This is a genomic window from Escherichia sp. KTE31, assembly GCF_000407925.1.
Taxonomy (GTDB): Bacteria; Pseudomonadota; Gammaproteobacteria; order Enterobacterales; family Enterobacteriaceae; genus Escherichia; species Escherichia ruysiae.
Window position 1 is genome coordinate 452089 of the sequence record NZ_KE136722.1, and the last position, 24438, is coordinate 476526.

Genomic DNA, 24438 nt, shown 5'->3' on the forward strand with positions numbered 1-24438 from the left:
TGGTCCCACCTGACCCCATGCCGAACTCAGAAGTGAAACGCCGTAGCGCCGATGGTAGTGTGGGGTCTCCCCATGCGAGAGTAGGGAACTGCCAGACATCAAATCAAGCGAAAGGCCATCCGAAAGGATGGCCTTTTTGCTTTTCGAACTAACATTCAATTAATGGATTACCTGCGATAAAAATGCCCTCGTACGCTCTGACTTAGGATGCGCAAAAAACTCATCCGGTGCAGCTTGTTCCACTATCTCTCCGCGATCCATAAAAATCACCCGGTCAGCGACGGTTCGCGCAAATCCCATCTCATGCGTTACGCACAACATCGTCATACCCGATTGCGCCAGTCCAATCATCGTATCCAGCACTTCTTTTACCATCTCCGGATCGAGCGCGGATGTTGGTTCATCAAACAGCATAATCTTGGGCTTCATACAAAGTGAACGTGCTATAGCAACGCGTTGCTGCTGACCACCAGAGATCTGTCCGGGAAACTTCTGTGCATGTTCGGCAATTCTCACCCGCTCAAGGTAATGCATCGCCAGAGCTTCAGCCTCTTTCTTTGGCATCTTGCGTACCCAAATCGGTGCCAGGGTACAGTTCTGTAAAACGGTCAGATGTGGGAAAAGATTAAAATGCTGAAAGACCATTCCCACTTCCTGTCTGACACGCTCAATATTGCGGATATCTTCGTTAAGTTCGATGCCATCCACCACGATCCGTCCCTGTTGATGTTCTTCCAGATGATTAATACAACGAATGGTTGTCGATTTACCGGAACCTGAAGGGCCACACAGAACGATCCGTTCGCCCGGTTGCACGGTTAAATTTATATTTTTCAAAACATGGAATTGTCCAAACCATTTATTGACGTTTTCCAGCGTAATCATCGCGTTAGCAGGTTGCAGTAAACTTTGGCTCATAGTGTCCTCAATGCGGTGTACGCCCGGTGTTAAAACGTTTTTCCAGATGCTGGCTATAGCGCGACATGCTGAAACAGAAGATCCAGTAGATCAGTGCGGCGAAAACATACCCTTCGGTCGACATGCCCAACCAGGCGGGATCGACGGTGGCTTGCTGGACGCTACTGAAAAGATCGAACAACCCGATAATGATCACCAGGCTGGTATCTTTGAAGAGTGCGATGATGGTATTGACCAGCCCAGGAATTACCAGCTTCAACGCCTGTGGCAGAATAACCAGTCCCTGGGTTTTCCAGTAACCCAACGCCAGCGATTCCGCCGCTTCATATTGCCCCTTTGGCAGCGCCTGTAATCCGCCTCGCACGACTTCTGCAACATAGGCTGACTGAAACAGGATCACGCCAACCAGCGCGCGGATCAGTTTGTCGATACTGGTGCCTTCTGCCATAAACAACGGCAGCATGACCGAAGACATAAACAACACGGTGATCAGCGGCACGCCACGCCAGAACTCGATAAAAATGACCGATAAGATACGCACAATCGGCATATGGGAGCGGCGACCTAATGCCAGCAAGATCCCCCACGGTAGCGCCCCCGAGATCCCAACTGATGCAATAATCAAAGTCAGCGTCAGCCCGCCCCATTGCCGGGTTTCAACCCGCGCCAGACCGAGAAAACCGCCATACATTAGCCACCAGACGATGAGTGGGTAGATAACCGCCCATACTGCAATATAGCGCCCGCGATGAGGGAGTATTTTCCAGAACATCGGCGCAATCGAAACCAGGCCAATCAGTAATGCCAGATTAATTCGCCAGCGTTGGTCGTGTGGGTAAAGCCCATACATAAACTGACCAAATCGTTCGTGGATGAAAACCCAACAGGCACCGGCTTTTGTGCAGTCGGCACGCGTTGAGCCAACCCAGTTAGCCTGCAAAAATGCCCAGTTCAGCAACGGAGGAATCAATTCCCACATCAACCACAAGCAGCCAATAGTCAGCAGGCTATTGCCCCAGCTGGAGAACAGGTTTTTGCGCACCCACACCATAGCGCGGCTTGAGTTATGGCTCGCCGGGCGCGGGGGATGAGACAGCAATACTTTTGTCATCATGACTCCTTAGCGTTCAACGATCGCGATACGGCGGTTATAGATATTCATCAGCAGCGAGATAGTCAGACTGATAATCAGATAGACCGACATGGTCATGGCTATAGTCTCGATAGCTTGCCCCGTCTGGTTCAGTACGGTGCCAGCAAACAGCGAAACCATATCCGGGTAGCCAATAGCGGCGGCAAGAGAGGAGTTTTTGACGATATTGAGATACTGGCTGGTTAACGGCGGAATAATCACTCGCAGCGCCTGGGGAATAATGACCTGGCGTAACGTAACCGGGTTGGGTAACCCCAGCGAGCGGGCAGCTTCATGTTGACCATAAGGCACCGCCTGGATCCCGGCGCGGATAATCTCGGCGATAAATGCAGAGGTATAAACGGAAAGCGCCAACGTTAAGGCTGCCAGTTCGGGTATGAGAACCATACCGCCACGGAAGTTAAACCCTTGTAGCGCCGGAATATTCCAGTGCACTGCAGCACCAAAAAGCCAGTGTGCCAGTAAAGGCAAGCCAATGATCAACCCAACGGCGACAGGCCATGTACGACGCAGTTGACCGGTCTTTATCTGGTGCGTTTTATTGAAACGGAATAACCCAACAGAAATGGCTATAGCAATAACAACAGCCACTATGAACGCGAGAAATCCATCTCCCAGTTGCGGTGAAGGAATGTAAAGTCCACGATTGCTCAAAAAGATCAGATCTAACGCGCTCACCGCCTGGCGTGGTCCGGGCAAATTGCGCAACACGGCAAAGTACCAGAAGAAGATTTGCAGCAGCGGCGGAATATTACGGAAGATCTCAATATAAATTGTGGAAAGCTTTCGTAGCAGCCAGTTATCCGAAAGTCTCGCCAGACCGATAAAGAAGCCCAGAACAGAAGCGAACACAATACACAATGCTGAAACTAGTAGCGTATTGAGTAAGCCGACAATAAAAACGCGTCCGTAGGTATCGCCCTGCTGGTAATCGATCAAATGCTGGACGATACCGAAGCCAGCACCGCGATCCAGAAAGGCAAACCCCGATGTAATGCCGCGATTGCTTAGATTAGTTACGGTGTTATGGAATAGCCAGCCTACAATGCCGACGACGGCGACAACGGCAAGGATCTGGAAAAGCCAGGCGCGAACCGTAGGATTGGCAAATGAAAGTGAACCTTTAACGGTTGTGCGGCGATGGGACATAGGAACCTCGGAAACCATAACGCTAAAGAGAGCGCCGCTGTAGCGACGCTCATTACCTCACACCGACTTAACGCACGGGCGGTGCGTACTGGATGCCACCGTTATTCCAGAGATTATTTTGACCACGTTTAATTTTCAGTGGGCTTTCGGAGCCGACGTTGCGCTCAAAAATTTCCGAGTAGTTACCCACCTTTTTGATGATGTTGTATGCCCATTGGTTATCCAGCTTCAGATCTTTGCCGTAATCGCCCTCTTTACCCAGTAGATGCGCCATATCAGGCGTTGCCGGATTCGCCGCTTTTTCATCGACGTTCTGGGAATTGATGCCCATCTCTTCAGCATTCAGCATGGCAAAAAGCGTCCAGCGCACAATAGAGAACCATTCGTCATCGCCACGGCGGACTACCGGACCAAGCGGTTCTTTAGAGATAACTTCTGGCAGCACGATCCACTCGGCTGGGTTGCTTAATTTGATTCGCAATGCATACAGTTGTGATTGATCCGAGGCCAGCGTATCGCAGCGACCAGATTCCAGAGCCTTCGCGGATTCGTCAGAGCGATCGAAGGTCACGGGCGTGTACTTCATATTGTTTGCCTTGAAGTAATCGGCAACGTTGAGTTCGGTGTCTGTTCCTGCCTGAATACAGACCGTTGCGCCATCCAGCTCTTTCGCGCTTTTTAGCCCCGCTTTATCGTGCGTCAGGAAACCAATGCCATCGTAATAAGTGACACCAGTAAATGCCATTCCCATGCCTGCGTCACGAGATGAAGTCCAGGTTGTATTACGAGAGAGTAAATCCACTTCGCCAGATTGCAATGCAGTGAAACGCTCTTTTGCGGTGAGCGGGGTGTATTTCACTTTTGTGTCATCGCCAAATACAGCGGCGGCGACGCCACGACAAACATCAACATCAATACCAGAAAACTTGCCATCTGCATCGGCATAAGAGAATCCAGGCAATCCGTCACTGATCCCGCATTGCACAAAACCTTTTTTCTTTACAGCATCGAGCGTCGCGCCAGCATGTGCCTGATTTGCAACGGCAAGCAGCACGCTGGCGGCAGCCAGTGTGGCTATCATCATCTTTTTCATAATGCTTCCTGTGAGGCGAAAATTATCGTTATAGGACGTTTGGGAAACGCCTTTTACCTGTCTGTGGCCATCCTCTTATAAGCAAAAGTAGTGCCAGCTTTTGCGCACGATTTCGCGTCGCAATAAGCTGAGTGTAGACAGGAAATAATAAAAACAGCGCCCCGCAATGGTGCGAAAATGAAACATGCGCCACATTTTGGCGCAAAAGATTTACTCGTATTTTGCTAAGCAGAATAATGATTATTGGCGTGAGTATCGGTGGGGAGGATGTGATTAAAAAATAAATTAATGCGTTATTTCGACATTGAGATAATGCTGCGAGATAAAATGCTTAATTAAAAGGGGATTAGCCAGCGAAATATAGCGGTGTTTAACGTATAGAACGATTCTGTATCGTTAAACAGAGCGCGGAAGTCCGCGCTCTATTCAGTTATTTTGACAGAGCAATGATCCCCATCGTAAGGCCGGCGACAGCCGCCGCCCCGCCAGCAATAGCTCCGGCAGTTTCCCAGTTATCCTGTGTTGTACCTTTCATACAGGTATTGGTGTGAACCAGGCGTCCCTGATCGTCATAAACTGGAACGCAGGGGGAATCGTGAGCACAGCCCGCCAGCAATGCGGTGAGCAATGCCACAGGAATTAATCTTTTCATGGTGTTACCTCAGTAATAACGCTATCGCTTAATAAGTTAACTCTCTTATTAGCGAGCTGAACGCCATTTTATCACTGGAGGTTATAAATCTTGCGGAATGAATAATGACAAATTATGTGAATTGTAAAAATAGTGAAGGGAGCATGGGCTATGGAAAGTTATTAAAGAGTGAGTGGAAGATTATCTTATTAATTTTTATGGTGTTCAGTGGAAATAATAAAGGCGCCCGAAAGCGCCTTTATGTTTCTGATTTATCCTTTAAAGCAACGGCGGATCACGACAAAGAACACCGGTACGAAGAAAATCGCCAGCAATGTTGCAGAAACCATTCCGCCCATTACCCCGATACCCACTGCGTTCTGCGCACCACTGCCGGCACCATTACTGATAGCCAGCGGTAATACACCGAGAATAAAGGCGAGAGAGGTCATCAGGATAGGACGCAGACGCATACGTACTGCCATCAGTGTCGCTTCGACAACACCTTTCCCCTCTTTCTCCATCAGATCTTTAGCGAACTCAACAATCAATATGGCGTTTTTGGCCGACAAGCCAATTGTCGTTAACAAGCCCACCATAAAGTAAACGTCATTTTTTTGATTAAAGATTGTCGCGGCCAGCAGCACGCCAACAATCCCTAACGGCACGACCAACATAACCGAGACAGGTATTGACCAGCTTTCATAGAGCGCAGCAAGGCACAGGAAAACCACTACGAAGGAGATTGCCACCAAAGCAGGAGCCTGGTTACCCGATAAGCGTTCCTGGTACGACATACCTGTCCAGTCATAACCAATGCCTGCCGGTAATTTTGACGCAAGGTTTTCCATCAACGCCATGGCATCGCCGGAACTGGTTCCTGGCGCGGCTTCCCCCTGAATTTCCATTGACGGCAGACCGTTGTAGCGTTCCAGTCGCGGAGAACCATACACCCAATGTGAAGTGGTAAAGGAAGAGAATGGCACCATTTCGCCGTTGGCGCTGCGAACATAAAGTTTATCGACATCTTCTGGCAGCATACGGAATTTGGCATCCGCCTGAACATAAACTTTTTTCACGCGACCACGATCGATGAAGTCGTTAACGTAAGTCCCGCCCAACGCCGTAGAAATGGTCTGATTGATGTCAGAAAGCGATATGCCTAATGCCTGCGCCTTTTCCTGGTCAACTTCAAGTTTGAATTGCGCGGTATCTTCCAGGCCATTAGGGCGCACACTGACTAAGCTGCCAGGATGTTGCGCCGCCATGCCAAGCAGCTGGTTGCGGGCCTGGGTTAGGGCATCGTGACCCAGCCCTGCCTGATCAATTAACTCAAAGTCGAAACCCGTTGCCGTGCCCAGTTCAACAATAGCAGGCATATTAAACGGAATGACAAAACCGTCGCGGATCTTACCCAGCTCCATTTTGGCGCGATGGATGACCGCTTCCGCGCTGTTTTCGTCGCCACTACGCTCTTCCCACGGTTTCAGGCTAACGAAGGCCATGCCTGCGTTTTGTGCCTGACCGCTGAAGCTAAACCCGTTAACCGTAAAGACACTTTCAACGTTTGCTTTTTCATTGTGCAGGTAGTAATCCGTCACCTGATCCAACACTTTTTGCGTCCGCTCTTGCGTCGCGCCAGCAGGTAACTGAATCATGGTCAGAAAGACACCCTGATCCTCTTCAGGCAAGAAGGACGACGGAAGACGTAAAAACAACACCACCATTCCAGCAACAATCAGCGCATAGATCAGTAAATATCGTCCTGTGGAACCGAGGATTTTGCCGACGCTGTTAGTGTAATGATTAACGCTATGATCGAAGGTGGTATTAAACCAGCCGAAGAAACCACCCTTATTTTCGTGATGCTCAGCAGAGACGGGTTTGAGCAGCGTTGCACATAACGCCGGGGTAAGAATCAATGCCACCAGAACAGAAAGCGCCATTGCCGAAACGATGGTAATAGAGAACTGGCGATAAATGGCCCCAGTAGAACCGCCGAAGAATGCCATCGGAATAAATACCGCTGACAGAACCATCGCGATACCCACCAGTGCGCCCTGAATTTGCGACATTGATTTTTCCGTCGCTTCTTTTGGCGGGAGCTTATCCTCCATCATCACGCGCTCAACGTTCTCCACCACCACTATCGCATCATCGACGAGCAGCCCGATGGCAAGCACCATCCCGAACATCGTTAGTGTATTGATGGAGTAACCAAAAGCGGCGAGGATGGCAAACGTCCCTAACAACACCACGGGCACAGCAATGGTGGGGATCAGCGTTGCTCGCATATTCTGCAAGAACAGATACATCACCAGGAACACCAGCATAATGGCTTCGAACAGCGTTTTTACCACTTCGTGAATAGAAAGCTGGACGAATGGCGTGGTGTCATAAGGGTAGAGAACCTTCATTCCCTGCGGGAAGAATGGCTGTAATTCCGCTAGTTTTTCCTTAATGGCTTTCGCAGTATCGAGAGCGTTCGCACCGGTTGCCAGCTTAATACCCAGACCCGCCGCCGGTTTACCGTTGATGCGAGCGATAACGTTATAGTTTTCACCGCCTAGTTCAACCCGTGCGACATCTTTCAGGCGCACAACCGAACCGTCGCTGTTCACACGCAGGGTAACTTTGCCGAACTCTTCCGGATTTTTTAATCGAGTCTGAGCAATAATCGAGGCGTTCAACTGTTGCCCTGGTAACGCTGGCGTTCCGCCCAACTGTCCGGCAGCAATCTGATCGTTTTGCACTTTCAACTGGTTAATTACATCAACCGGTGTCAGCTTATATTTGTTCAGCAGATCGGCGTCCAGCCAGATACGCATCGCATACTGTGCGCCAAAGAGTTGCACGTCACCAACGCCATTCAGGCGGCTAAGCGTATCTTTAACGTTAGAGGCCACATAGTCCGAGATATCGTCCTGTGTGGTGCCAGGGTTATCAGAGACGAAACCCGCCACCATTAAATAGCTGCTACTGGACTTTTCAACGCTGATCCCCTGCTGTTGAACTTCCTGCGGCAGCAACGGCGTGGCGAGCTGGAGTTTGTTCTGCACCTGCACTTGCGCGATATCTGGATCGGTTCCGGACTGGAAGGTGAGGGTAATTGTCACGCTACCGGCGGAATCGCTGGTGGAGGACATATACATCAGGTTATCGATACCATTCATATTCTGTTCGATAACCTGCGTCACCGTATCCTGCACGGTCTGCGCATCAGCGCCCGGATAGTTTGCCGAAACAGAAACCGCAGGCGGCGCAATGGTTGGGTACTGGGCGACGGGCAATTGTAAGATCGCCAGTACGCCCGCCATCATCAGAATAATTGCCAGCACCCATGCAAATATCGGTCGTCGAATAAAAAAGTTTGCCATGTCAGATTGCCTTACTTCGATGCAGTATCTGCGGGGGTATCGGTAGTGGCTTTAACCTGTTCTCCCGGACGCGCTTTTTGCAGGCCGCTGACAATGACTTGATCACCAGATTTCAGCCCTTCGCTAATCAACCATTTATCGCCAATCGCCTGGCTGGCAACGACAGGGCGCGCTTCAACCTGGCTTTTATCGTTCACAATCAGCACGGTTGCGTCACCACGCGGTGTGCGGCTAACGCCTTGTTGCGGGATAAGAATGGCATCAGGTTGTACGCCTTCATCAATCCGTGCGCGCACAAACATACCCGGCAAAAGCGTATGTTGTGGGTTAGGGAAGACCGCGCGTAGGGTTATGGAGCCGGTGCTTTCATCAACGGTCACATCGGAGAATTGCAGTGTGCCTTTCAGGGGATAGGTTTGACCGTTTTCCATGACCAGTTCTACGTTGCTGGTGGCATTTTCCTTATGCAAATTCCCTTGCTCTACGGATTGCTTCAGCCTCATGAAATCGTTGCTGGATTGAGTAACGTCGACGTAGATAGGATCAAGTTGCTGGACAGTCGCCAGTTCAGTCGTTTGCCCGTTAGTGACAAGAGCACCTTCGGTCACAGTAGATTTGCCGATACGTCCGCTAATGGGCGCAGTCACTTTGGTATAAGCGAGATTGATGCGGGCGCTTTCGACCGTGGCTTTTGCGGCAATTACGGCGGCATCGGCCTGGCGAGCATCAGCAATGGCCTGGTCGTACTCCTGCTGACTGATGTATTTCGTACCCACGAGCGGAACGTAACGTTTTACCGTCAAATGCGCGATGGAGGCGGCGGCTTCACTTTTCGCCAGTTCGCCTTTCGCGCTGTCATAACTTGCCTGATAGGTCGCTGGATCGATCTGGTACAGGGACTGGCCTGCCTGCACATCGCTGCCTTCAGTGAAATTACGATTCAGTACGATCCCACTAACCTGTGGGCGAACTTCGGCAATACGAAAAGCATTGGTGCGGCCTGGTAATTCAGTTTTTACTTCTAACGGGGCCGTTTTCACAACATGAACGGTAACCTGCGGTTCACCGACGTGAGCTTTCTCTTCTCCCTTATCGTTACAACCCGCGATTAAAGCAGCGGAGATCAGAATAAAGGAGGGCAGGAGGAAAAACCTGGCATGTTTCGTCATTACTATTCCTCAAAAAACCAAAAGCGCGTTATTTATCCAAAAAGGCAACGCGTTAACTCGCAGAAAGAAAAAATACAGTTCGCTATCCTACAAATTATCATTCGTCGATGTAAGGAATAGTTATGAGTACTGGCGTCTCAAGGCACATAAACACAAAAAAAGATTAATATTCTGATGTTTTGTTTTGATGCGAATTGAATGAGGTGGAATTAAATTCACGCAAATGGAAATATATATTGATTAAGTGAATGAATTTTAGATAAACAATACATGTGATTTATTTGACGATTTATGGCAACTCAATATTAGCCTCTCGTATAAATACACATCAGGTGATAGATTAACCTGCGCTATTTTCTCACCCTGTGTCTAATATATTTATTTTCTGAATAATTAACTATGGCCAAAAGAACTAAAGCCGAAGCCCTGAAGACCCGGCAAGAACTGATTGAAACCGCCATCGCCCAGTTTGCACTACATGGCGTAAGCAAAACGACGCTCAATGACATCGCCGACGCCGCTAACGTCACGCGTGGCGCTATCTACTGGCACTTCGAAAACAAGACCCAACTGTTTAATGAGATGTGGCTGCAACAGCCACCATTGCGGGAGTTAATCCAGGAGCGGCTGGCAGCAGGTTCAGACCATAACCCGTACCAGCAATTGCGTGAAAAACTGATTGTTGGCTTGCAATATATTGCCGAAATTCCCCGCCAACAGGCATTACTGCAAATCTTATATCACAAATGTGAATTTAATGATGAGATGCTGGCAGAGGCAGTAATACGCGAGAAGATGGGCTTTAATCCGCAGACTCTCCACGAAGTATTGCAATCATGTCAGCAACAAGGTTGTGTGGCAAATAACCTCGATTTAGATGTCGTGATGATTATTATTGATGGCGCCTTCAGCGGTATTGTTCAAAACTGGTTAATGAATATGGCGGGTTACGATCTTTATAAACAAGCACCCGCATTAGTCGATAACGTATTAAGAATGTTCATGCCAGATGAAAACATAACGAAATTAATTCATCAAACAAATGAATTAAGTGTCATGTAAATTTACATTCTGTCCTGAAAATTCAGCTCATCACAGTTAACCAGTTTAAGTGGATTAACCGAGTTCATATTACGGCATTTGTCTGTTTCTGTTGCCAGCAGTTCAATCCATTGCATCAGTAAAGCATCAAACAGAAAAACGGAGATAGCGAAAACGACGAGCCACCAATACTTGCGAATCATTACCTGAACCTGTGCATGTTTAACCTGGTCTGGCAGGAAATATACACGAAATGAATAATCTGAAAACCAGGCTTACACTTCCTTTACTTTGCAATGGGATCGGGGTCAACTTCGCTTAACCGGCTTCGTTTTGACAGGTTGCAGGTCTTTCTTTTTTTCACTTTCGCCAGATCTTCCACGGAGTAATGTGACACGACATCCAGCCGTCGAAGTCCCATCTTGATGTACTCGCTGTTAATCTCAATACCAATGAATTTTCGCCCGCTGGCGACGGCTACGGCACCGGTAGTAAAGCTACCGGCAAACGGGTCAAGAACGACATCTCCAGGATTGGAAGAGGCGAGAATAATGCGCTTCAGTAATGCTTCCGGTTTTTGCGTCGGATGGTTTTCATATTCATCCATCAAATAACGCACGCGCGGAAAATCCCAGACATTACCCGGTACTTTTTGATGATTGTAAGGCTGTGGAGGATTTTTACGATAATCGATCAACGCGCGCTGCGATCCGGTTTTAGCTTCTACCAGAATAGCATCACCGTTGAACGTGTAGTTCTTTGCATCTTTCACCATCATCAGGATGGGTTCGTACATGGAGCCGTAGTGTTTCTTTGCCTGCACCCCAGAACTGTCATATGACCAGACGATGCGACTTTTGATGGTAAAGAACTTGCGGCACTGGATATCGATAAAGGGCATGTTTTCCGTGCTGTTCATGATGTACATGCTGCCCTGCTTTTTCAGAACGCGGTGGCACTCTGTAATCACTTCAAACAGCCAGTCGATAAACAGTTCTTCTTTCCAGGCTTCGATCAGACCATCAAAATTTTTACCGATGTTATACGGTGGGTCGGCAAAGATCAGATCGACGCTTTCAGTAGGTAGCTTTTTAAGTTCAGCAAGCGCATCACCGTGAATAATGGTCTTAGCTTCATTACCAAACCGGGTCGGTTCACATCCTGTTCTCATGGTCACTCCCTTTGTGACACCTATAAAAAAGGCGCTTCCCCATGCCGAGTAGCGCCTTTTTAATCAAGCATTTAGCTAACCTGAATTAGTTCATGCCGTATTTTTTCAATTTTTTACGCAGCGTACCACGGTTGATGCCCATCATCAGCGCAGCACGGGTCTGGTTACCACGGGTGTATTGCATCACCATGTCCAACAGGGGCTGTTCTACTTCAGCCAGTACCAGCTCATAGAGGTCATTCACATCCTGACCATTCAGTTGAGCAAAATAGTTCTTCAGTGCCTGTTTAACCGAGTCACGCAGGGGTTTTTGGGTTACCTGATCCTGAGAGTTAACGGTAGAAACGGTCAGTACGTCAGAATTTACGCGTTGTTCGAACATAGTTCTGTCAGCTCTTTATTTCTGTTTACGCAAAATTTTCGAAGTATGCCTCCAACGCCTCCAGCTGTTCGCTGGCATCCTCAATGGCGTTGAATGTGCGCCGAAACTGGTCATTTGGAGCGTGTTCCTGGAGATACCAGGAAACGTGTTTACGTGCAATTCGGTACCCTTTTGCCGGACCATAAAAGTCATGCAGTTCCCGAACGTGCGCGCAAAGCAAGCGCTTAACCTCTGCCAAAGGCAGCGGGGGCAGCAACTCCCCAGTGTCCAGATAATGCTGGATTTCCCGAAAGATCCAGGGTCTTCCCTGAGCTGCGCGGCCTATCATCAGGGCATCCGCCCCTGTATAGTCGAGCACAGCTCTGGCTTTAAGCGGGTCAGTAATGTCGCCATTCGCGATAACCGGAATGGAAACTTTCTGCTTAACTGCCCGAATACTGTCGTACTCAGCTTCTCCATTGAACAAACAGGCGCGTGTACGGCCATGAATGGTCAGAGCCTGAATGCCACAGTCTTCAGCCAGTTGGGCAATCTCTTCGCAGTTACGGTGTTCCGGTGCCCAGCCAGTGCGAATTTTCAGGGTAACAGGAACGTCCACTGCATTGACGACCTCGGTAAGGATCGATTTAACGACATCCGGGTACTGCAAGAGGGCTGAACCTGCGAGCTTGCGATTCACTTTTTTAGCCGGGCAACCCATATTGATATCAATAATCTGGGCACCGCTTTCCACGTTAATACGTGCTGCATCTGCCATTTCTTTCGGATCGCTACCAGCAATTTGCACGGTGCGAATACCGGGTTCATCAATGTGCACCATCCGTAAACGAGATTTGTCGCTTTCCCAAACCTGAGGGTTAGAAGACATCATCTCGGATACTGTCAATCCGGCTCCCATCTCGTAGCACAACGTCCGAAAAGGTCTGTCTGTAATGCCAGCCATGGGCGCTGCGATCAGGCGATTTCTGAGCTGATATTGTCCGATGCGCATGAGTTAAGAAATGACCATACTGTGACTGCAAGGCGGCGTATATTACGCATTTTTTGCACGAGATGAAAGGCCAAACTTTGACCAATCCTCTGAGATGGATCAAAGAATTGCATTTAAAATGAGCGTGGCGCGATAATTACTCATAAAAATCATCATATTAGAAAATAGTGACTAAAATTTACACTCAAAGAAATTTGAGTAAGTTCTCAATTTTTCTTTATGAATGAAAATTTTGGCACGCAAATTTGCGTAAATAATCGGCAAATTCACGTGCCTTTTGTGACATCGCTCGCACTTCGCTCTGCGTCACCCTACGGCGATGCGAAGGTTAATTCTTACGACCGGTAATGCGGCACCACTCTTCTTTTTCCACGACCGGGTCCAGTGCGAAGCTGTCGGCATAAGCTTCACAAACGCTCTCTGCCTGGCTTGCCAGAATACCGGAAAGGCCCAGCAAACCGCCTGAAACCGGCAGGACGCTGATTAACGGTGCCAGTTCACGTAATGGGCCTGCAAGGATGTTAGCGACCACCACGTCGGCTTTCATTTCTTCTGGCTGATCTTTCGGTAAGTAGAGTTCCAGACGGTCAGAAACGCCATTACGTTCGGCGTTATCGCGGCTGGCCTGAATCGCCTGCGGATCGATATCAATACCAATGGCTTTTGCTGCACCCAGTTTCAGCGCCGCGATAGCCAGAATGCCGGAACCACAGCCAAAGTCGATGACTGTTTTACCGGTTAAATCGAGGCTGTCGAGCCACTGCAGGCACAGAGAGGTAGTTGGATGGGTACCCGTACCAAACGCCAGCCCTGGATCTAACATCACGTTGACGGCGTTTTCGTCCGGCACATCACGCCAGCTAGGGCAGATCCACAGTCGTTCACCAAAGCGCATCGGGTGGAAATTATCCATCCATTCGCGCTCCCAGTCTTTATCTTCCAGTTGTTCGATTTTATGCGCGAAGCCTGCGCCGAGCAGCGGATGGTTTTCCAGAATCGCCACCACGTCGTTCATATCGGTTTCAGCGTCGAACAGACCAATCACATCGGTGTCGCCCCACAGGCGCGTTTCGCCCGGCAGCGGCTCAAATACTGGCGTATCGTGGGTATCCTGAAAAGTGATAGAAACGGCACCCGCTTCCATCAGCGCATCGCTAAGATCTTCCGCGTTCGCGCCGGTGGTGTTCAGTTTCAGTTGGATCCAAGGCATGGCAAAACTCTTTATTTATCAGTAGTCAAAACGGTAGCTTGCGGGACGGATGTACCGAAACGGTTTCCGACCAGGAAAGCCAGCAAACTTAGTAGTAACGAGGGCACGATAGGGTGGAAGCCCAGGTACTGAATATTCAGCGTCGCGAGTACGGCATACAGCACGCCGCCAACGAGCATCGCACTTAGCGCGCCTTTGGCGTTGGCGCGTTCCCAGTAAAGACCCAGCACCAGCGGCCACAGGAAAACGGCTTCCAGCCCACCGAAGGCCAGCAAATTCAGCCAGATGATCATTTCTGGCGGCTTCCAGGCGGCAAGCAGCAGCAACGCGCCGAGAACTAACGTAATTACCGCCGACATCCGCTTCAGACGCGTCTCGTTTTGCATTTGATCCGGACGGATATTCAGATAGAGATCTTTAATGATCGTAGCGGAACTTTGCAGCAGTTGGGCGTTAATTGTCGACATGATCGCAGCCATAGGTGCAGCCAGAAAGATCCCGGCAGCAAACGGTGGCAGCACTTTTACCATTAACGTCGGGATCACCAGATCCGGTACGGTGAGATCGGGGATCACTGCACGACCTAACGCTCCGGCCAGGTGCATACCGAACATCAGGATTGCGACTACAATCGTACCGATGATGATCCCCCGGTGTACTGCTTTGCTGTCTTTATAAGATATACAGCGCACCGCAGTATGCGGCAGGCCTATAACGCCAAAGCACACCAGTACCCAGAACGATGTCATAAAGGCAGGCGACAGGATATCGTCAGCGCCTTGTGGCGTAACCAGTTGCGGATCGATGGTTTGCAAGGTCTGTACTGCGTTGCTTAAGCCGCCAGCGGCATGTACCACGCCAATAAGCAGCACAACGGTGCCAATCAGCATCACCAGCCCTTGCATGGTGTCGTTCAGCACGCTGGCGCGAAAGCCACCAAAGGCGGTATATAACGCAATGCTGATACCAAAAATCAGCAGCCCGGTTTCATAAGGAATACCCGCCGCGGTTTCCAGCAGGCGCGCACCGCCGATAAACTGCACGGTCATCGCACCAACGAACGCAACCAGCAAACTCAAACTCGCCAGCCACACCAGAAGACGACTCTGGTAGCGGGCAAACAGCATATCGTTCAGCGTCACTGCATTGTAGCGGCGCGCAAGAATCGCGAACTTCTTGCCGAGAATACCGAGTGAAAGCCAGACTGCAGGAAGCTGAATCATCGCCAGCAATACCCAGCCAAGGCCGTATTTGTAAGCAGCTCCAGGCCCGCCGATAAACGAACTGGCACTGATATAGGTCGCGGTGAGCGTCATCGCCAGCACAATACCGCCCATAGAGCGGCTGCCGAGGAAATACTCATTAAGGAAGGTGCCGGTGCTCCGTTTACGCATCGCATAAACAGAGATACCGAACACCACCACCAGATAGGCGACCAGCGGTAGAATTACTTCAAGCTGCATCGTCATCCTCCAGTGGGATATCGCGATAGATAAATTTCACCATCGCCCAGCACAGTCCAATAAACAGCAGCGGCGTCAGGATGCAGGCCATCTCAAACCAGCGTGGAAAGCCGGTAAAACCGGGGGCAACGCCAGGTAAGTAAGCGGCTACTAACCATACAGCCAGATACAAAAGGGTCAGCCCCAGCGCCCAGCGCGCCTCTTTATGGGCCTGAACAAAACGAGTGTCCATTTTTTGTCCCTGATGGGTGAAGAAAGCGGGGATTGTACCTTATGGGGCTTGTCGATCCCCAGAAATAAAAAAGGCCGGAAAATCCGGCCTTTTGACGTTTTTGCAGTTTTATTTTTCCTGAAGACCGAGTTTTTTCTCCAGATAGTGGATGTTAGTGCCACCATGCTGGAAGTTCTCGTCGTTCATGATGCGGATCTGCAGATCAACGTTGGTTTTGATACCGTCGATGATCAGCTCCTGCAGCGCATTCTTCATGCGTGCAATCGCCACGTCACGGTTTTCACCGTAGCAAATCAGTTTGCCGATCATTGAGTCATAGTACGGCGGCACGGTGTAGCCAGCGTAGATATGAGACTCCCAACGCACGCCAAAACCGCCAGGTGCGTGGAAACGGGTGATTTTGCCCGGGCTTGGCAGGAAGGTGTTCGGATCTTCGGCGTTGATACGGCATTCCACCGCATGGCCGCGAACGTGAACTTCTTCTTGCTTGATCGACAGCGGTTGACCTGCCGCGATACGCAGCTGTTCTTTGATCAGGTCAACGCCGGTGATCATTTCAGTAACCGGGTGTTCTACCTGAATACGGGTGTTCATTTCGATGAAATAGAACTCGCCGTTTTCGAACAGGAACTCGAAAGTACCTGCACCGCGATAGCCGATATCAACACACGCTTTAGCGCAACGTTCGCCGATGTAACGACGCAGTTCCGGGGTAATGCCCGGTGCTGGTGCTTCTTCGACCACTTTCTGGTGACGACGCTGCATGGAGCAGTCACGTTCTGCCAGATAGATTGCGTTGCCCTGACCGTCCGCCAGTACCTGGATCTCGACGTGGCGAGGATTTTCCAGGTACTTCTCCATATAAACCATATCATTGCTAAAAGCAGCTTTCGCTTCCGCACGGGTCATGGAGATAGACTGCGCCAGTTCAGCGTCGCTGCGCACAACGCGCATACCGCGACCGCCGCCGCCGCCGGAGGCTTTGATAATCACCGGATAACCAATGCGTTTTGCAATGGCGCGGTTTTTATCCATATCGTCGCCCAGCGGGCCGTCAGAACCCGGAACGCAAGGAACGCCAGCTTTTTTCATCGCTGCAATTGCAGACACTTTGTCGCCCATCAGGCGAATAGTGTCTGCTTTCGGGCCGATGAAGATAAAGCCAGAGCGTTCAACCTGCTCGGCAAAATTAGCGTTTTCGGAAAGGAAGCCGTAACCCGGATGGATTGCTACTGCGCCGGTGATTTCAGCGGCGCTGATGATAGCCGGGATGTTCAGATAACTTTTTACTGACGGAGCCGGGCCAATACAGACCGTTTCATCTGCCAGTAATACGTGTTTTAAATCGCGATCCGCGCTGGAGTGCACAGCGACAGTCTTAATGCCCAGTTCTTTACAGGCACGAAGAATACGCAATGCAATCTCGCCACGGTTGGCAATAACAATTTTATCCAGCATGTTCGCCTCGTTACTCGATGACGACCAGCGGCTCGTCAAATTCTACCGGTTGTCCACTTTCGACCAGAATTGCTTTCACAGTACCGGATTTGTCTGCTTCGATCTGGTTCATCATTTTCATGGCTTCAACGATGCACAGGGTATCGCCCACGTTCACTTTCTGACCCACTTCGATGAACGCTTTCGCGTCCGGGCTTGGGGTGCGATAGAAAGTACCAACCATTGGGGAACGTACGATGTGACCACTGATTTCCGCTGCTGCTGGCGCTTCCATGGAAGGAACGGTCGCCGGAGCGGCTGCGTTAGATTGAGCTGGCTGCTGCATCATCGGTGCAGCGTAAGCTTGTTGCATCATCGGGAAACTAGCGGCAGGTGCTGCACGGCTGATGCGTACTGACTCTTCGCCTTCAGAAATTTCCAGTTCAGAGATGCCTGATTCTTCAACCAGCTCGATCAGTTTTTTAATCTTACGAATATCCATGAGTGGGTTCCGTACTCTTTGTTTAGTGTGATTGTGACAGGCGTTTCACCGCCGTCTGTAAAGCGTATGCCCCGACAGCTGTATGCATAGCGATAAATTCCAGCTGACCGGGACGCCGGTCTATTTTGCCCCAGAGCGTCAATGTGAGACTTGACGGACATTGTGTAGCGATCTGCTGCTATCCTCCGGCAAAAAACAAAATATACCTTCGTTGCGCCATTGTCACCTTTTCCGCAGCTTAAAAACCGCGTTAGGGAGAACGAAGTCGCACATTATAACGATTTCGTAGCAATTGGCAGCTAAATACTGGTCTTATCAGGGAAGATAATCAACAGCTAACATGTAAATAACTTTCAACGCCGTGCATTTTGCAACAAGCCGCACAGTTCATGAAATTAGCGCCACCATTGACGGAACTTCTTAAAACGCAAGGCTAAAAGCAGTAAAGCCAACCCGGCGTAGATAACCGGCTGTGGTGAGATAATCTTCACTGACCACAGATAATGTATGGGAGCCAGGATCGCGACCAGATAGACGAAGTTATGCAACTGTTGCCAGCGTTTACCTAAGTTTCGCTGCATCGCCTGCGTGGAAGTGAATGCTAAAGCCAGTAAAATCAGCCAACTGACAATGCCGAGCGTTAAATAAGGTCTGGTGATTAATTCCTGACCGAATAACGTCAGGTTATTCACGCCCAGTTCCAGTAAGGCATAACTGGTTAAGTGCAGCGTTGCCCAGGCGAAACACCATAAACCTAGCAGGCGGCGGGTGCGTATCAATAAGGGCTGTTTAGCATAGCGCGCTAGTGGCGTAATTAATAAGGTCGCCAGCAAGAATTTCAGCGCAGTCCGACCAGTAAAATGCTGAATATCTTTCACCGGATCGGCGCTTAATCCGCCATGATTGATTGCCCATACCAGCCAGACAAACGGTAAAAATCCGGCAAGATGCAGGCAAACTTTCAGCCATGTCACTTGTTTTGCTGTCAGTCGCACTTAAAAATTCTCCCGTAAATCCAGGCCACGATAAAGCGACGCTACTTGATCGGCATATCCGTTAAACAGCAACGTAGGCTGGCGTTGTACATCCAGAATGCCGCCTGAACCAATAAAACGTTCGGTGGCCTGCGACCAACGGGGATGATCAACATGCGGATTGACGTTGGCGTAAAAGCCATATTCATTGGGCGCAGCCAGATTCCAGGTGGTTGGCGGACGTTCGCGGGTCAGCTTAATGCTGACAATCGATTTAATCCCTTTAAAGCCATATTTCCACGGCACAATCAGCCGCACCGGTGCGCCATTTTGTGGTGGTAGCGCCTTGCCATAGACACCGACGGTCATCAGCGTGAGTGGATGCATCGCTTCGTCGAGACGTAATCCTTCTATATAAGGATATTTCAGGCCGCCGCCAATAAACCGGTCCTGCTGGCCTGGCATCTGTTCCGGCGCATAAATGGTTTCGAAGGCGACGTATTTTGCGTTACTGGTTGGTTCCGCCAGTGCCAGTAATTTGTGCAGCGGGAAACCAATCCACGGTACGACCATCGACCATGCTTCCACGCAGCGCATACGGTAAATCCGCTCTTCCAGCGGGAAACGACGGGTTAAGGCTTCGTGGTCGAGCGTTAACGGTTTGGCGACTTCACCACTGATTTTCAACGTCCACGGATCGGTTTTCAGGCTGCCGGCATTTGCCGCTGGGTCCGCTTTATCCAGCCCGAACTCATAGTAGTTGTTATAGCCGGAAACTTTATCTTCCGGCGTGAGCGGCAGATTATTTTGCCAGGCGGCAGGTTTACTAAACTCCAGCGGCTTCCCGGCAGGTGCGGGCGGGCGATCGTTGCCCTTAAACCAGTTAAGCAGGTCGGCATGTGTAGTGGTTGGCAGAGAAAGTGCAGCTGCGCTGATGCCTAATGTTTTCAGAATCTGCCGGCGTTGCATAAAAAAAGCCGATTCGGCAGTGACATCGGCTTCTGTAAATTGACGAATTTTTTTCATAACAGACTCCCGGTATGCTCCTGATTACTATGGCAGGGAGAATGTCAAAGTGCTGCTAAAATTCGTTAGTTATATGTAAATTATTTTGTACGAAATCTTAACTTATTTTTACCAGTGTGCGCCCCTGCACTTGGTTATTAATAATGGCTTCGGCAAACTTCGGTGCCTCTGTCAGTGAGATTTCTTTTGCTGCCTGTGAATAGAATGATTCCGGTAGATCAGCGACCAGACGCTGCCAGGCCTGCGCCCGACGAGCTGGTGGCGTCATGACTGAATCCACTCCTTGCAGACGGACGTTGCGCAGAATAAACGGCATTACCGTGGTTGGCAGAGCAAAGCCACCCGCCAGACCACAAGCCGCCACGCAACCGCCGTAGTTCATTTGTGCCAGTACTTTCGCCAGTACTTTGTCACCAACGGTGTCAATTGCGCCTGCCCAGAGTTGTTTTTCCAGGGGACGGGATTCAGCAAACTCATCGCGCGGCAGAATACGGCTGGCGCCTAAACTTTTCAGATACTCATGGGTACTTTCGCGACCAGATACAGCAACGACCTGATAACCTAACTTATGCAACAGCGCCACGGCTGTACTGCCGACGCCGCCGCTGGCACCCGTCACCACAATCTCGCCATCCTGCGGACGAATACCGGCATCTTCCAGTGCCATTACGCACAGCATGGCGGTAAATCCGGCAGTACCGATAATCATCGCTTTACGCGCGTCCAGACCTTGCGGCATCGCAACAAGCCAGTCACCTTTTACGCGCGCCTGTTGTGCCAGCCCGCCCCAGTGGTTTTCACCGACGCCCCAACCCGTCAGTAACACTTCCTGACCGGCATGAAAACGAGGATCTTCACTGGCGCGTACCGTTCCGGCGAAGTCAATGCCAGGAATCATCGGAAAATTACGGATGATTTTTCCTTTACCGGTAATCGCCAGTGCATCTTTATAATTCAGACTCGACCACTGGACATCGACCGTCACATCGCCTTCCGGCAGGCGACTTGCGTCCAGAGTCTGTACAGATGCGAGGGTTTTACCGTCCTGCTGTTCTAAAAGTAACGCCTGCATAAGAGATCCTCATGTGCATGATGGATTGGAAAATAATTTCTGAAGACTATACTCGCTAATGGAAAAGCAAAGCCGATGAAGCGCAATAAATTGCGAGATAAATCTGATTTGCTAGTATGCCCGCGTCCTCACTATCGGAGTTAACACAAGGATGAGATTAACGACGAAATTTTCGGCCTTTGTCACGCTGCTCACCGGGTTAACAATTTTTGTGACTCTGCTGGGCTGCTCGCTTAGTTTCTACAACGCCATTCAGTATAAGTTTAGTCATCGTGTTCAGGCAGTGGCGACGGCGATCGATACCCACCTTGTGTCGAATGACTTCAGCACATTGAGGCCACAAATCAGCGAACTGATGATGTCTGCAGATATCGTTCGCGTGGATCTTTTGCACGATAAAAAACAGGTTTATACCCAGTCCCGCAATGGCAGTTACCGTCCGGTGGGAACCAGCGATCTGTTTCGCGAACTGACTGTACCGTTGATTAAACATCCGGGGATGTCGCTGCGTTTGGTTTATCAGGACCCGATGGGCAACTATTTCCACTCGTTGATGACCACCGCACCGCTCACCGGTGCGATTGGATTTATCATTATTATGCTCTTCCTGGCAGTACGCTGGTTACAGCGGCAACTTGCCGGGCAAGAACTGCTGGAAACCCGCGCCACACGTATTTTAAATGGCGAGCGAGGCTCGAATGTGTTGGGAACCATCTATGAATGGCCGCCCAGAACCAGCAGTGCGCTGGATACGCTGCTTTGTGAAATTCAGAACGCACGCGAACAGCACAGTCGTCTTGATACACTGATTCGCTCCTATGCTGCTCAGGACATCAAAACCGGCCTTAATAACCGACTCTTTTTCGATAATCAGTTAGCAACGTTACTGGAAGATCAGGAGAAAGTGGGGACTCACGGGATCGTGATGATGATCCGCCTGCCGGATTTCAATATGTTGAGCGATACCTGGGGACACAGCCAGGTTGAAGAACAGCTCTTTACCCTGACAAATCTGTTATCGACATTTATGATGCGTTATCCGGGGGCGCTATTGGCGCGTTATCACCGTAGCGATTTCGCCGTGCTGTTGCCACACCGGACATTAAAAGAGGCGGAGAGTATTGCCGGGCAATTGATCAAGGCGGTCGATACCTTACCGACGAATAAAATGCTGGATCGTGATGATATGATTCACATCGGCATCTGTGCCTGGCGTAGCGGGCAGGATACCGAACAGGTGATGGAACATGCGGAATCCGCCACGCGCAATGCAGGATTACAGGGCGGCAATAGCTGGGCTATTTACGATGACTCGTTACCTGAAAAAGGGCGCGGTAACGTTCGTTGGCGTACGCTCATCGAGCAAATGCTGAGTCGTGGCGGCCCGCGTCTTTATCAGAAACCGGCGGTTACCCGTGAAGGGCAGGTTCATCACCGCGAACTGATGTGTCGTATCTTTGATGGTAACGAAGAGGTCAGTTCGGCGGAATATATGCCGATGGTGTTGCAGTTTGGCTTATCGGAAGAGTATGACCGTCTGCAAGTCAGTCGCCTCATCCCGCTGTTACGCTATTGGCCGCAAGAAAATCTGGCGATTCAGGTCACCGTTGAGTCGTTGATTCGCCCGCGTTTCCAGCGTTGGCTACGCGATACACTGATGCAGTGTGAAAAATCACAGCGAAAACGCATAATTATTGAACTTGCAGAGGCTGATGTTGGTCAACATATCGGTCGCTTGCAACCTGTCATTCGTTTGGTGAATGCTTTAGGAGTTCGGGTCGCCGTCAACCAGGCTGGTTTGACGCTGGTAAGTACCCGTTGGATCAAAGAACTTAATGTCGAATTACTCAAGCTCCATCCGGGGCTGGTAAGAAACATTGAGAAGCGAACAGAGAATCAATTGTTGGTTCAGAGCATGGTAGAAGCGTGTTCCGGGACCAACACCCAGGTTTACGCTACTGGCGTACGTTCGCGAAGCGAGTGGCAGACCCTGATTCAGCGTGGGGTTTTGGGTGGGCAGGGGGATTTTTTTGCGTCCTCACAGCCACTTGATACTAACGTGAAAAAATATTCACAAAGATACTCGGTTTAACCTGCCGTTTGATCCGTTTTCACGTAGAATAACGCGCGCTGCGTTTCACGGGAGCGTGCTTGTCTGTTCGCCAGATTGTTGCAGCACATATGCAGATTAATGACCTTACGCAGTTGCAAACAGGCGAGGAATGCATGCTGATGCATTTAGCCTCTCTGGACTCAGGTAGAGATTTGTAACAAAGGAAACAAACTGCACTAATTTTCACCGTAGCAGATGATTTTTGCGCCTTGTCGCTGCTGCGTGTGGTTGGTAAAGTAAGCGGATTTTCTTTTCCGCCCCAGCTTTCAGGATTATCCCTTAGTATGTTGAAAAAATTTCGTGGCATGTTTTCCAATGACTTGTCCATTGACCTGGGTACTGCGAATACCCTCATTTATGTAAAAGGACAAGGCATCGTATTGAATGAGCCTTCTGTGGTGGCTATTCGTCAGGATCGTGCCGGTTCACCGAAAAGCGTAGCTGCAGTAGGTCATGACGCGAAGCAGATGCTGGGCCGTACGCCGGGCAATATTGCTGCCATTCGCCCAATGAAAGATGGCGTTATCGCTGATTTCTTCGTGACTGAAAAGATGCTCCAGCACTTTATCAAACAAGTGCACAGCAACAGCTTTATGCGTCCAAGCCCGCGAGTTCTGGTTTGTGTGCCGGTTGGCGCTACCCAGGTTGAGCGCCGTGCTATTCGTGAATCCGCGCAGGGCGCAGGCGCCCGCGAAGTATTCCTGATTGAAGAGCCGATGGCCGCAGCAATCGGCGCCGGCTTGCCGGTATCTGAAGCAACCGGTTCCATGGTGGTTGATATCGGTGGTGGTACTACTGAAGTTGCCGTTATCTCCCTGAACGGTGTGGTTTACTCCTCTTCTGTACGTATCGGCGGTGACCGCTTCGACGAAGCGATCATCAACTACGTTCGTCGTAACTACGGTTCTCTGATCGGTGAAGCGACTGCAGAACGTATCAAACACGAAATCGGTTCTGCTTATCCGGGCGATGAAGTCCGTGAAATTGAAGTTCGTGGCCGTAACCTGGCAGAAGGCGTGCCACGCGGCTTTACATTGAATTCCAACGAAATCCTCGAAGCGCTGCAAGAGCCGCTGACCGGCATCGTTAGCGCGGTGATGGTTGCGCTGGAGCAGTGCCCGCCGGAACTCGCTTCCGACATTTCCGAGCGCGGAATGGTGCTCACTGGCGGTGGTGCGCTGCTGCGTAACCTTGACCGTTTGTTAATGGAAGAAACCGGCATTCCTGTTGTTGTTGCTGAAGACCCGCTGACCTGTGTGGCGCGCGGTGGCGGCAAAGCACTGGAAATGATCGACATGCACGGCGGCGACCTGTTCAGCGAAGAGTAATCGGAT

The 24438-nt window shown here is 50.2% G+C and carries 23 protein-coding genes; 3 read left to right on the forward strand and 20 right to left on the reverse strand.

The window, feature by feature from the left end:
- Positions 1 to 159: 159 nt before the first annotated feature.
- From WES_RS18655 to acrE, 7 genes are all read right to left on the reverse strand, one after another.
- Positions 160 to 918, reverse strand: coding sequence for an amino acid ABC transporter ATP-binding protein (locus WES_RS18655; RefSeq protein ID WP_016159504.1), 759 nt, complete (start codon positions 916 to 918; stop codon positions 160 to 162).
- Between the two features lie 7 nt (positions 919 to 925).
- Positions 926 to 2029: an amino acid ABC transporter permease gene (locus WES_RS18650; protein ID WP_016159503.1), complete on the reverse strand. Its 1104-nt coding sequence runs from the start codon at positions 2027 to 2029 to the stop codon at positions 926 to 928.
- 9 nt (positions 2030 to 2038) lie between these two features.
- Positions 2039 to 3220 (reverse strand): amino acid ABC transporter permease, encoded by a 1182-nt coding sequence (locus tag WES_RS18645; protein ID WP_016159502.1) that lies wholly within the window; start codon positions 3218 to 3220, stop codon positions 2039 to 2041.
- Positions 3221 to 3287: 67 nt separating this feature from the next.
- The gene (locus WES_RS18640) at positions 3288 to 4313 is read right to left on the reverse strand and encodes an amino acid ABC transporter substrate-binding protein (protein ID WP_000738561.1); all 1026 of its coding nucleotides are present in this window, start codon (positions 4311 to 4313) and stop codon (positions 3288 to 3290) included.
- A 430-nt stretch (positions 4314 to 4743) separates the two neighbouring features.
- Positions 4744 to 4965 carry a putative periplasmic lipoprotein gene (locus WES_RS18635; protein WP_000825639.1) on the reverse strand — a complete coding sequence of 74 codons (222 nt, stop codon included), beginning with the start codon at positions 4963 to 4965 and terminating at the stop codon, positions 4744 to 4746.
- Positions 4966 to 5216: 251 nt separating this feature from the next.
- Positions 5217 to 8321 carry a multidrug efflux RND transporter permease subunit AcrF gene (acrF, locus tag WES_RS18630; protein WP_016159500.1) on the reverse strand — a complete coding sequence of 1035 codons (3105 nt, stop codon included), beginning with the start codon at positions 8319 to 8321 and terminating at the stop codon, positions 5217 to 5219.
- 11 nt (positions 8322 to 8332) lie between these two features.
- Entirely contained in the window at positions 8333 to 9490 is a 1158-nt protein-coding gene (gene acrE / locus WES_RS18625) for a multidrug efflux RND transporter periplasmic adaptor subunit AcrE (protein WP_000160371.1), read from the reverse strand.
- 399 nt (positions 9491 to 9889) lie between these two features.
- Here acrE and acrS point away from each other — a divergent pair, with 399 nt between their 5' ends.
- A complete protein-coding gene (gene acrS, locus WES_RS18620) occupies positions 9890 to 10552 on the forward strand; it encodes a multidrug efflux transporter transcriptional repressor AcrS (protein ID WP_016159499.1) in 663 nt (220 codons plus the stop codon).
- A gap of 2 nt (positions 10553 to 10554) precedes the next feature.
- Here the strand turns inward: acrS and WES_RS18615 are convergent, their stop codons facing one another.
- The 12 genes from WES_RS18615 to WES_RS18560 form a co-directional block, all read right to left on the reverse strand.
- A complete protein-coding gene (locus tag WES_RS18615; RefSeq protein WP_000620010.1) occupies positions 10555 to 10734 on the reverse strand; it encodes a DUF2556 family protein in 180 nt (59 codons plus the stop codon).
- Positions 10735 to 10817: 83 nt separating this feature from the next.
- Positions 10818 to 11702, reverse strand: coding sequence for an adenine-specific DNA-methyltransferase (gene yhdJ, locus WES_RS18610; RefSeq protein ID WP_016159498.1), 885 nt, complete (start codon positions 11700 to 11702; stop codon positions 10818 to 10820).
- 85 nt (positions 11703 to 11787) lie between these two features.
- Positions 11788 to 12084 (reverse strand): DNA-binding transcriptional regulator Fis, encoded by a 297-nt coding sequence (gene fis, locus WES_RS18605; RefSeq protein WP_000462905.1) that lies wholly within the window; start codon positions 12082 to 12084, stop codon positions 11788 to 11790.
- Between the two features lie 25 nt (positions 12085 to 12109).
- Complete coding sequence (dusB, locus tag WES_RS18600; RefSeq protein ID WP_001219652.1) at positions 12110 to 13075, reverse strand: tRNA dihydrouridine synthase DusB; 966 nt, start codon at positions 13073 to 13075, stop codon at positions 12110 to 12112.
- Between the two features lie 328 nt (positions 13076 to 13403).
- Complete coding sequence (prmA, locus tag WES_RS18595; protein WP_001145827.1) at positions 13404 to 14285, reverse strand: 50S ribosomal protein L11 methyltransferase; 882 nt, start codon at positions 14283 to 14285, stop codon at positions 13404 to 13406.
- Positions 14286 to 14296: 11 nt separating this feature from the next.
- A complete protein-coding gene (gene panF / locus WES_RS18590; protein WP_016159497.1) occupies positions 14297 to 15748 on the reverse strand; it encodes a sodium/pantothenate symporter in 1452 nt (483 codons plus the stop codon).
- Positions 15738 to 15980: a YhdT family protein gene (locus WES_RS18585; RefSeq protein ID WP_000381170.1), complete on the reverse strand. Its 243-nt coding sequence runs from the start codon at positions 15978 to 15980 to the stop codon at positions 15738 to 15740. Before WES_RS18585 ends, panF begins: the two co-directional genes overlap by 11 nt.
- 108 nt (positions 15981 to 16088) lie before the next feature.
- Positions 16089 to 17438 carry an acetyl-CoA carboxylase biotin carboxylase subunit gene (accC, locus tag WES_RS18580; RefSeq protein WP_000884623.1) on the reverse strand — a complete coding sequence of 450 codons (1350 nt, stop codon included), beginning with the start codon at positions 17436 to 17438 and terminating at the stop codon, positions 16089 to 16091.
- A gap of 10 nt (positions 17439 to 17448) precedes the next feature.
- A complete protein-coding gene (gene accB, locus WES_RS18575; RefSeq protein WP_000354618.1) occupies positions 17449 to 17919 on the reverse strand; it encodes an acetyl-CoA carboxylase biotin carboxyl carrier protein in 471 nt (156 codons plus the stop codon).
- Between the two features lie 395 nt (positions 17920 to 18314).
- Positions 18315 to 18914: a protein-methionine-sulfoxide reductase heme-binding subunit MsrQ gene (gene msrQ, locus WES_RS18570; protein ID WP_001240071.1), complete on the reverse strand. Its 600-nt coding sequence runs from the start codon at positions 18912 to 18914 to the stop codon at positions 18315 to 18317.
- Positions 18915 to 19919, reverse strand: coding sequence for a protein-methionine-sulfoxide reductase catalytic subunit MsrP (msrP, locus tag WES_RS18565; RefSeq protein ID WP_000723881.1), 1005 nt, complete (start codon positions 19917 to 19919; stop codon positions 18915 to 18917). It lies immediately after the preceding gene.
- A gap of 97 nt (positions 19920 to 20016) precedes the next feature.
- Positions 20017 to 20991, reverse strand: a complete 975-nt coding sequence (locus WES_RS18560) for an acrylyl-CoA reductase (NADPH) (RefSeq protein ID WP_016159496.1) — start codon at positions 20989 to 20991, stop codon at positions 20017 to 20019.
- A gap of 151 nt (positions 20992 to 21142) precedes the next feature.
- On the opposite strand from WES_RS18560, the gene csrD reads away from it, so the two are divergent.
- Positions 21143 to 23083: an RNase E specificity factor CsrD gene (csrD, locus tag WES_RS18555; RefSeq protein WP_016159495.1), complete on the forward strand. Its 1941-nt coding sequence runs from the start codon at positions 21143 to 21145 to the stop codon at positions 23081 to 23083.
- Here csrD and WES_RS24235 read toward each other — a convergent pair.
- Entirely contained in the window at positions 23080 to 23229 is a 150-nt protein-coding gene (locus WES_RS24235; protein ID WP_016159494.1) for a hypothetical protein, read from the reverse strand. The two genes, csrD and WES_RS24235, sit on opposite strands and share 4 nt — an antisense overlap.
- Before the next feature lie 159 nt (positions 23230 to 23388).
- Between WES_RS24235 and mreB the strand changes: the two genes are divergently transcribed.
- A complete protein-coding gene (gene mreB / locus WES_RS18550) occupies positions 23389 to 24432 on the forward strand; it encodes a rod shape-determining protein MreB (RefSeq protein WP_000913396.1) in 1044 nt (347 codons plus the stop codon).
- Positions 24433 to 24438: the final 6 nt, after the last annotated feature.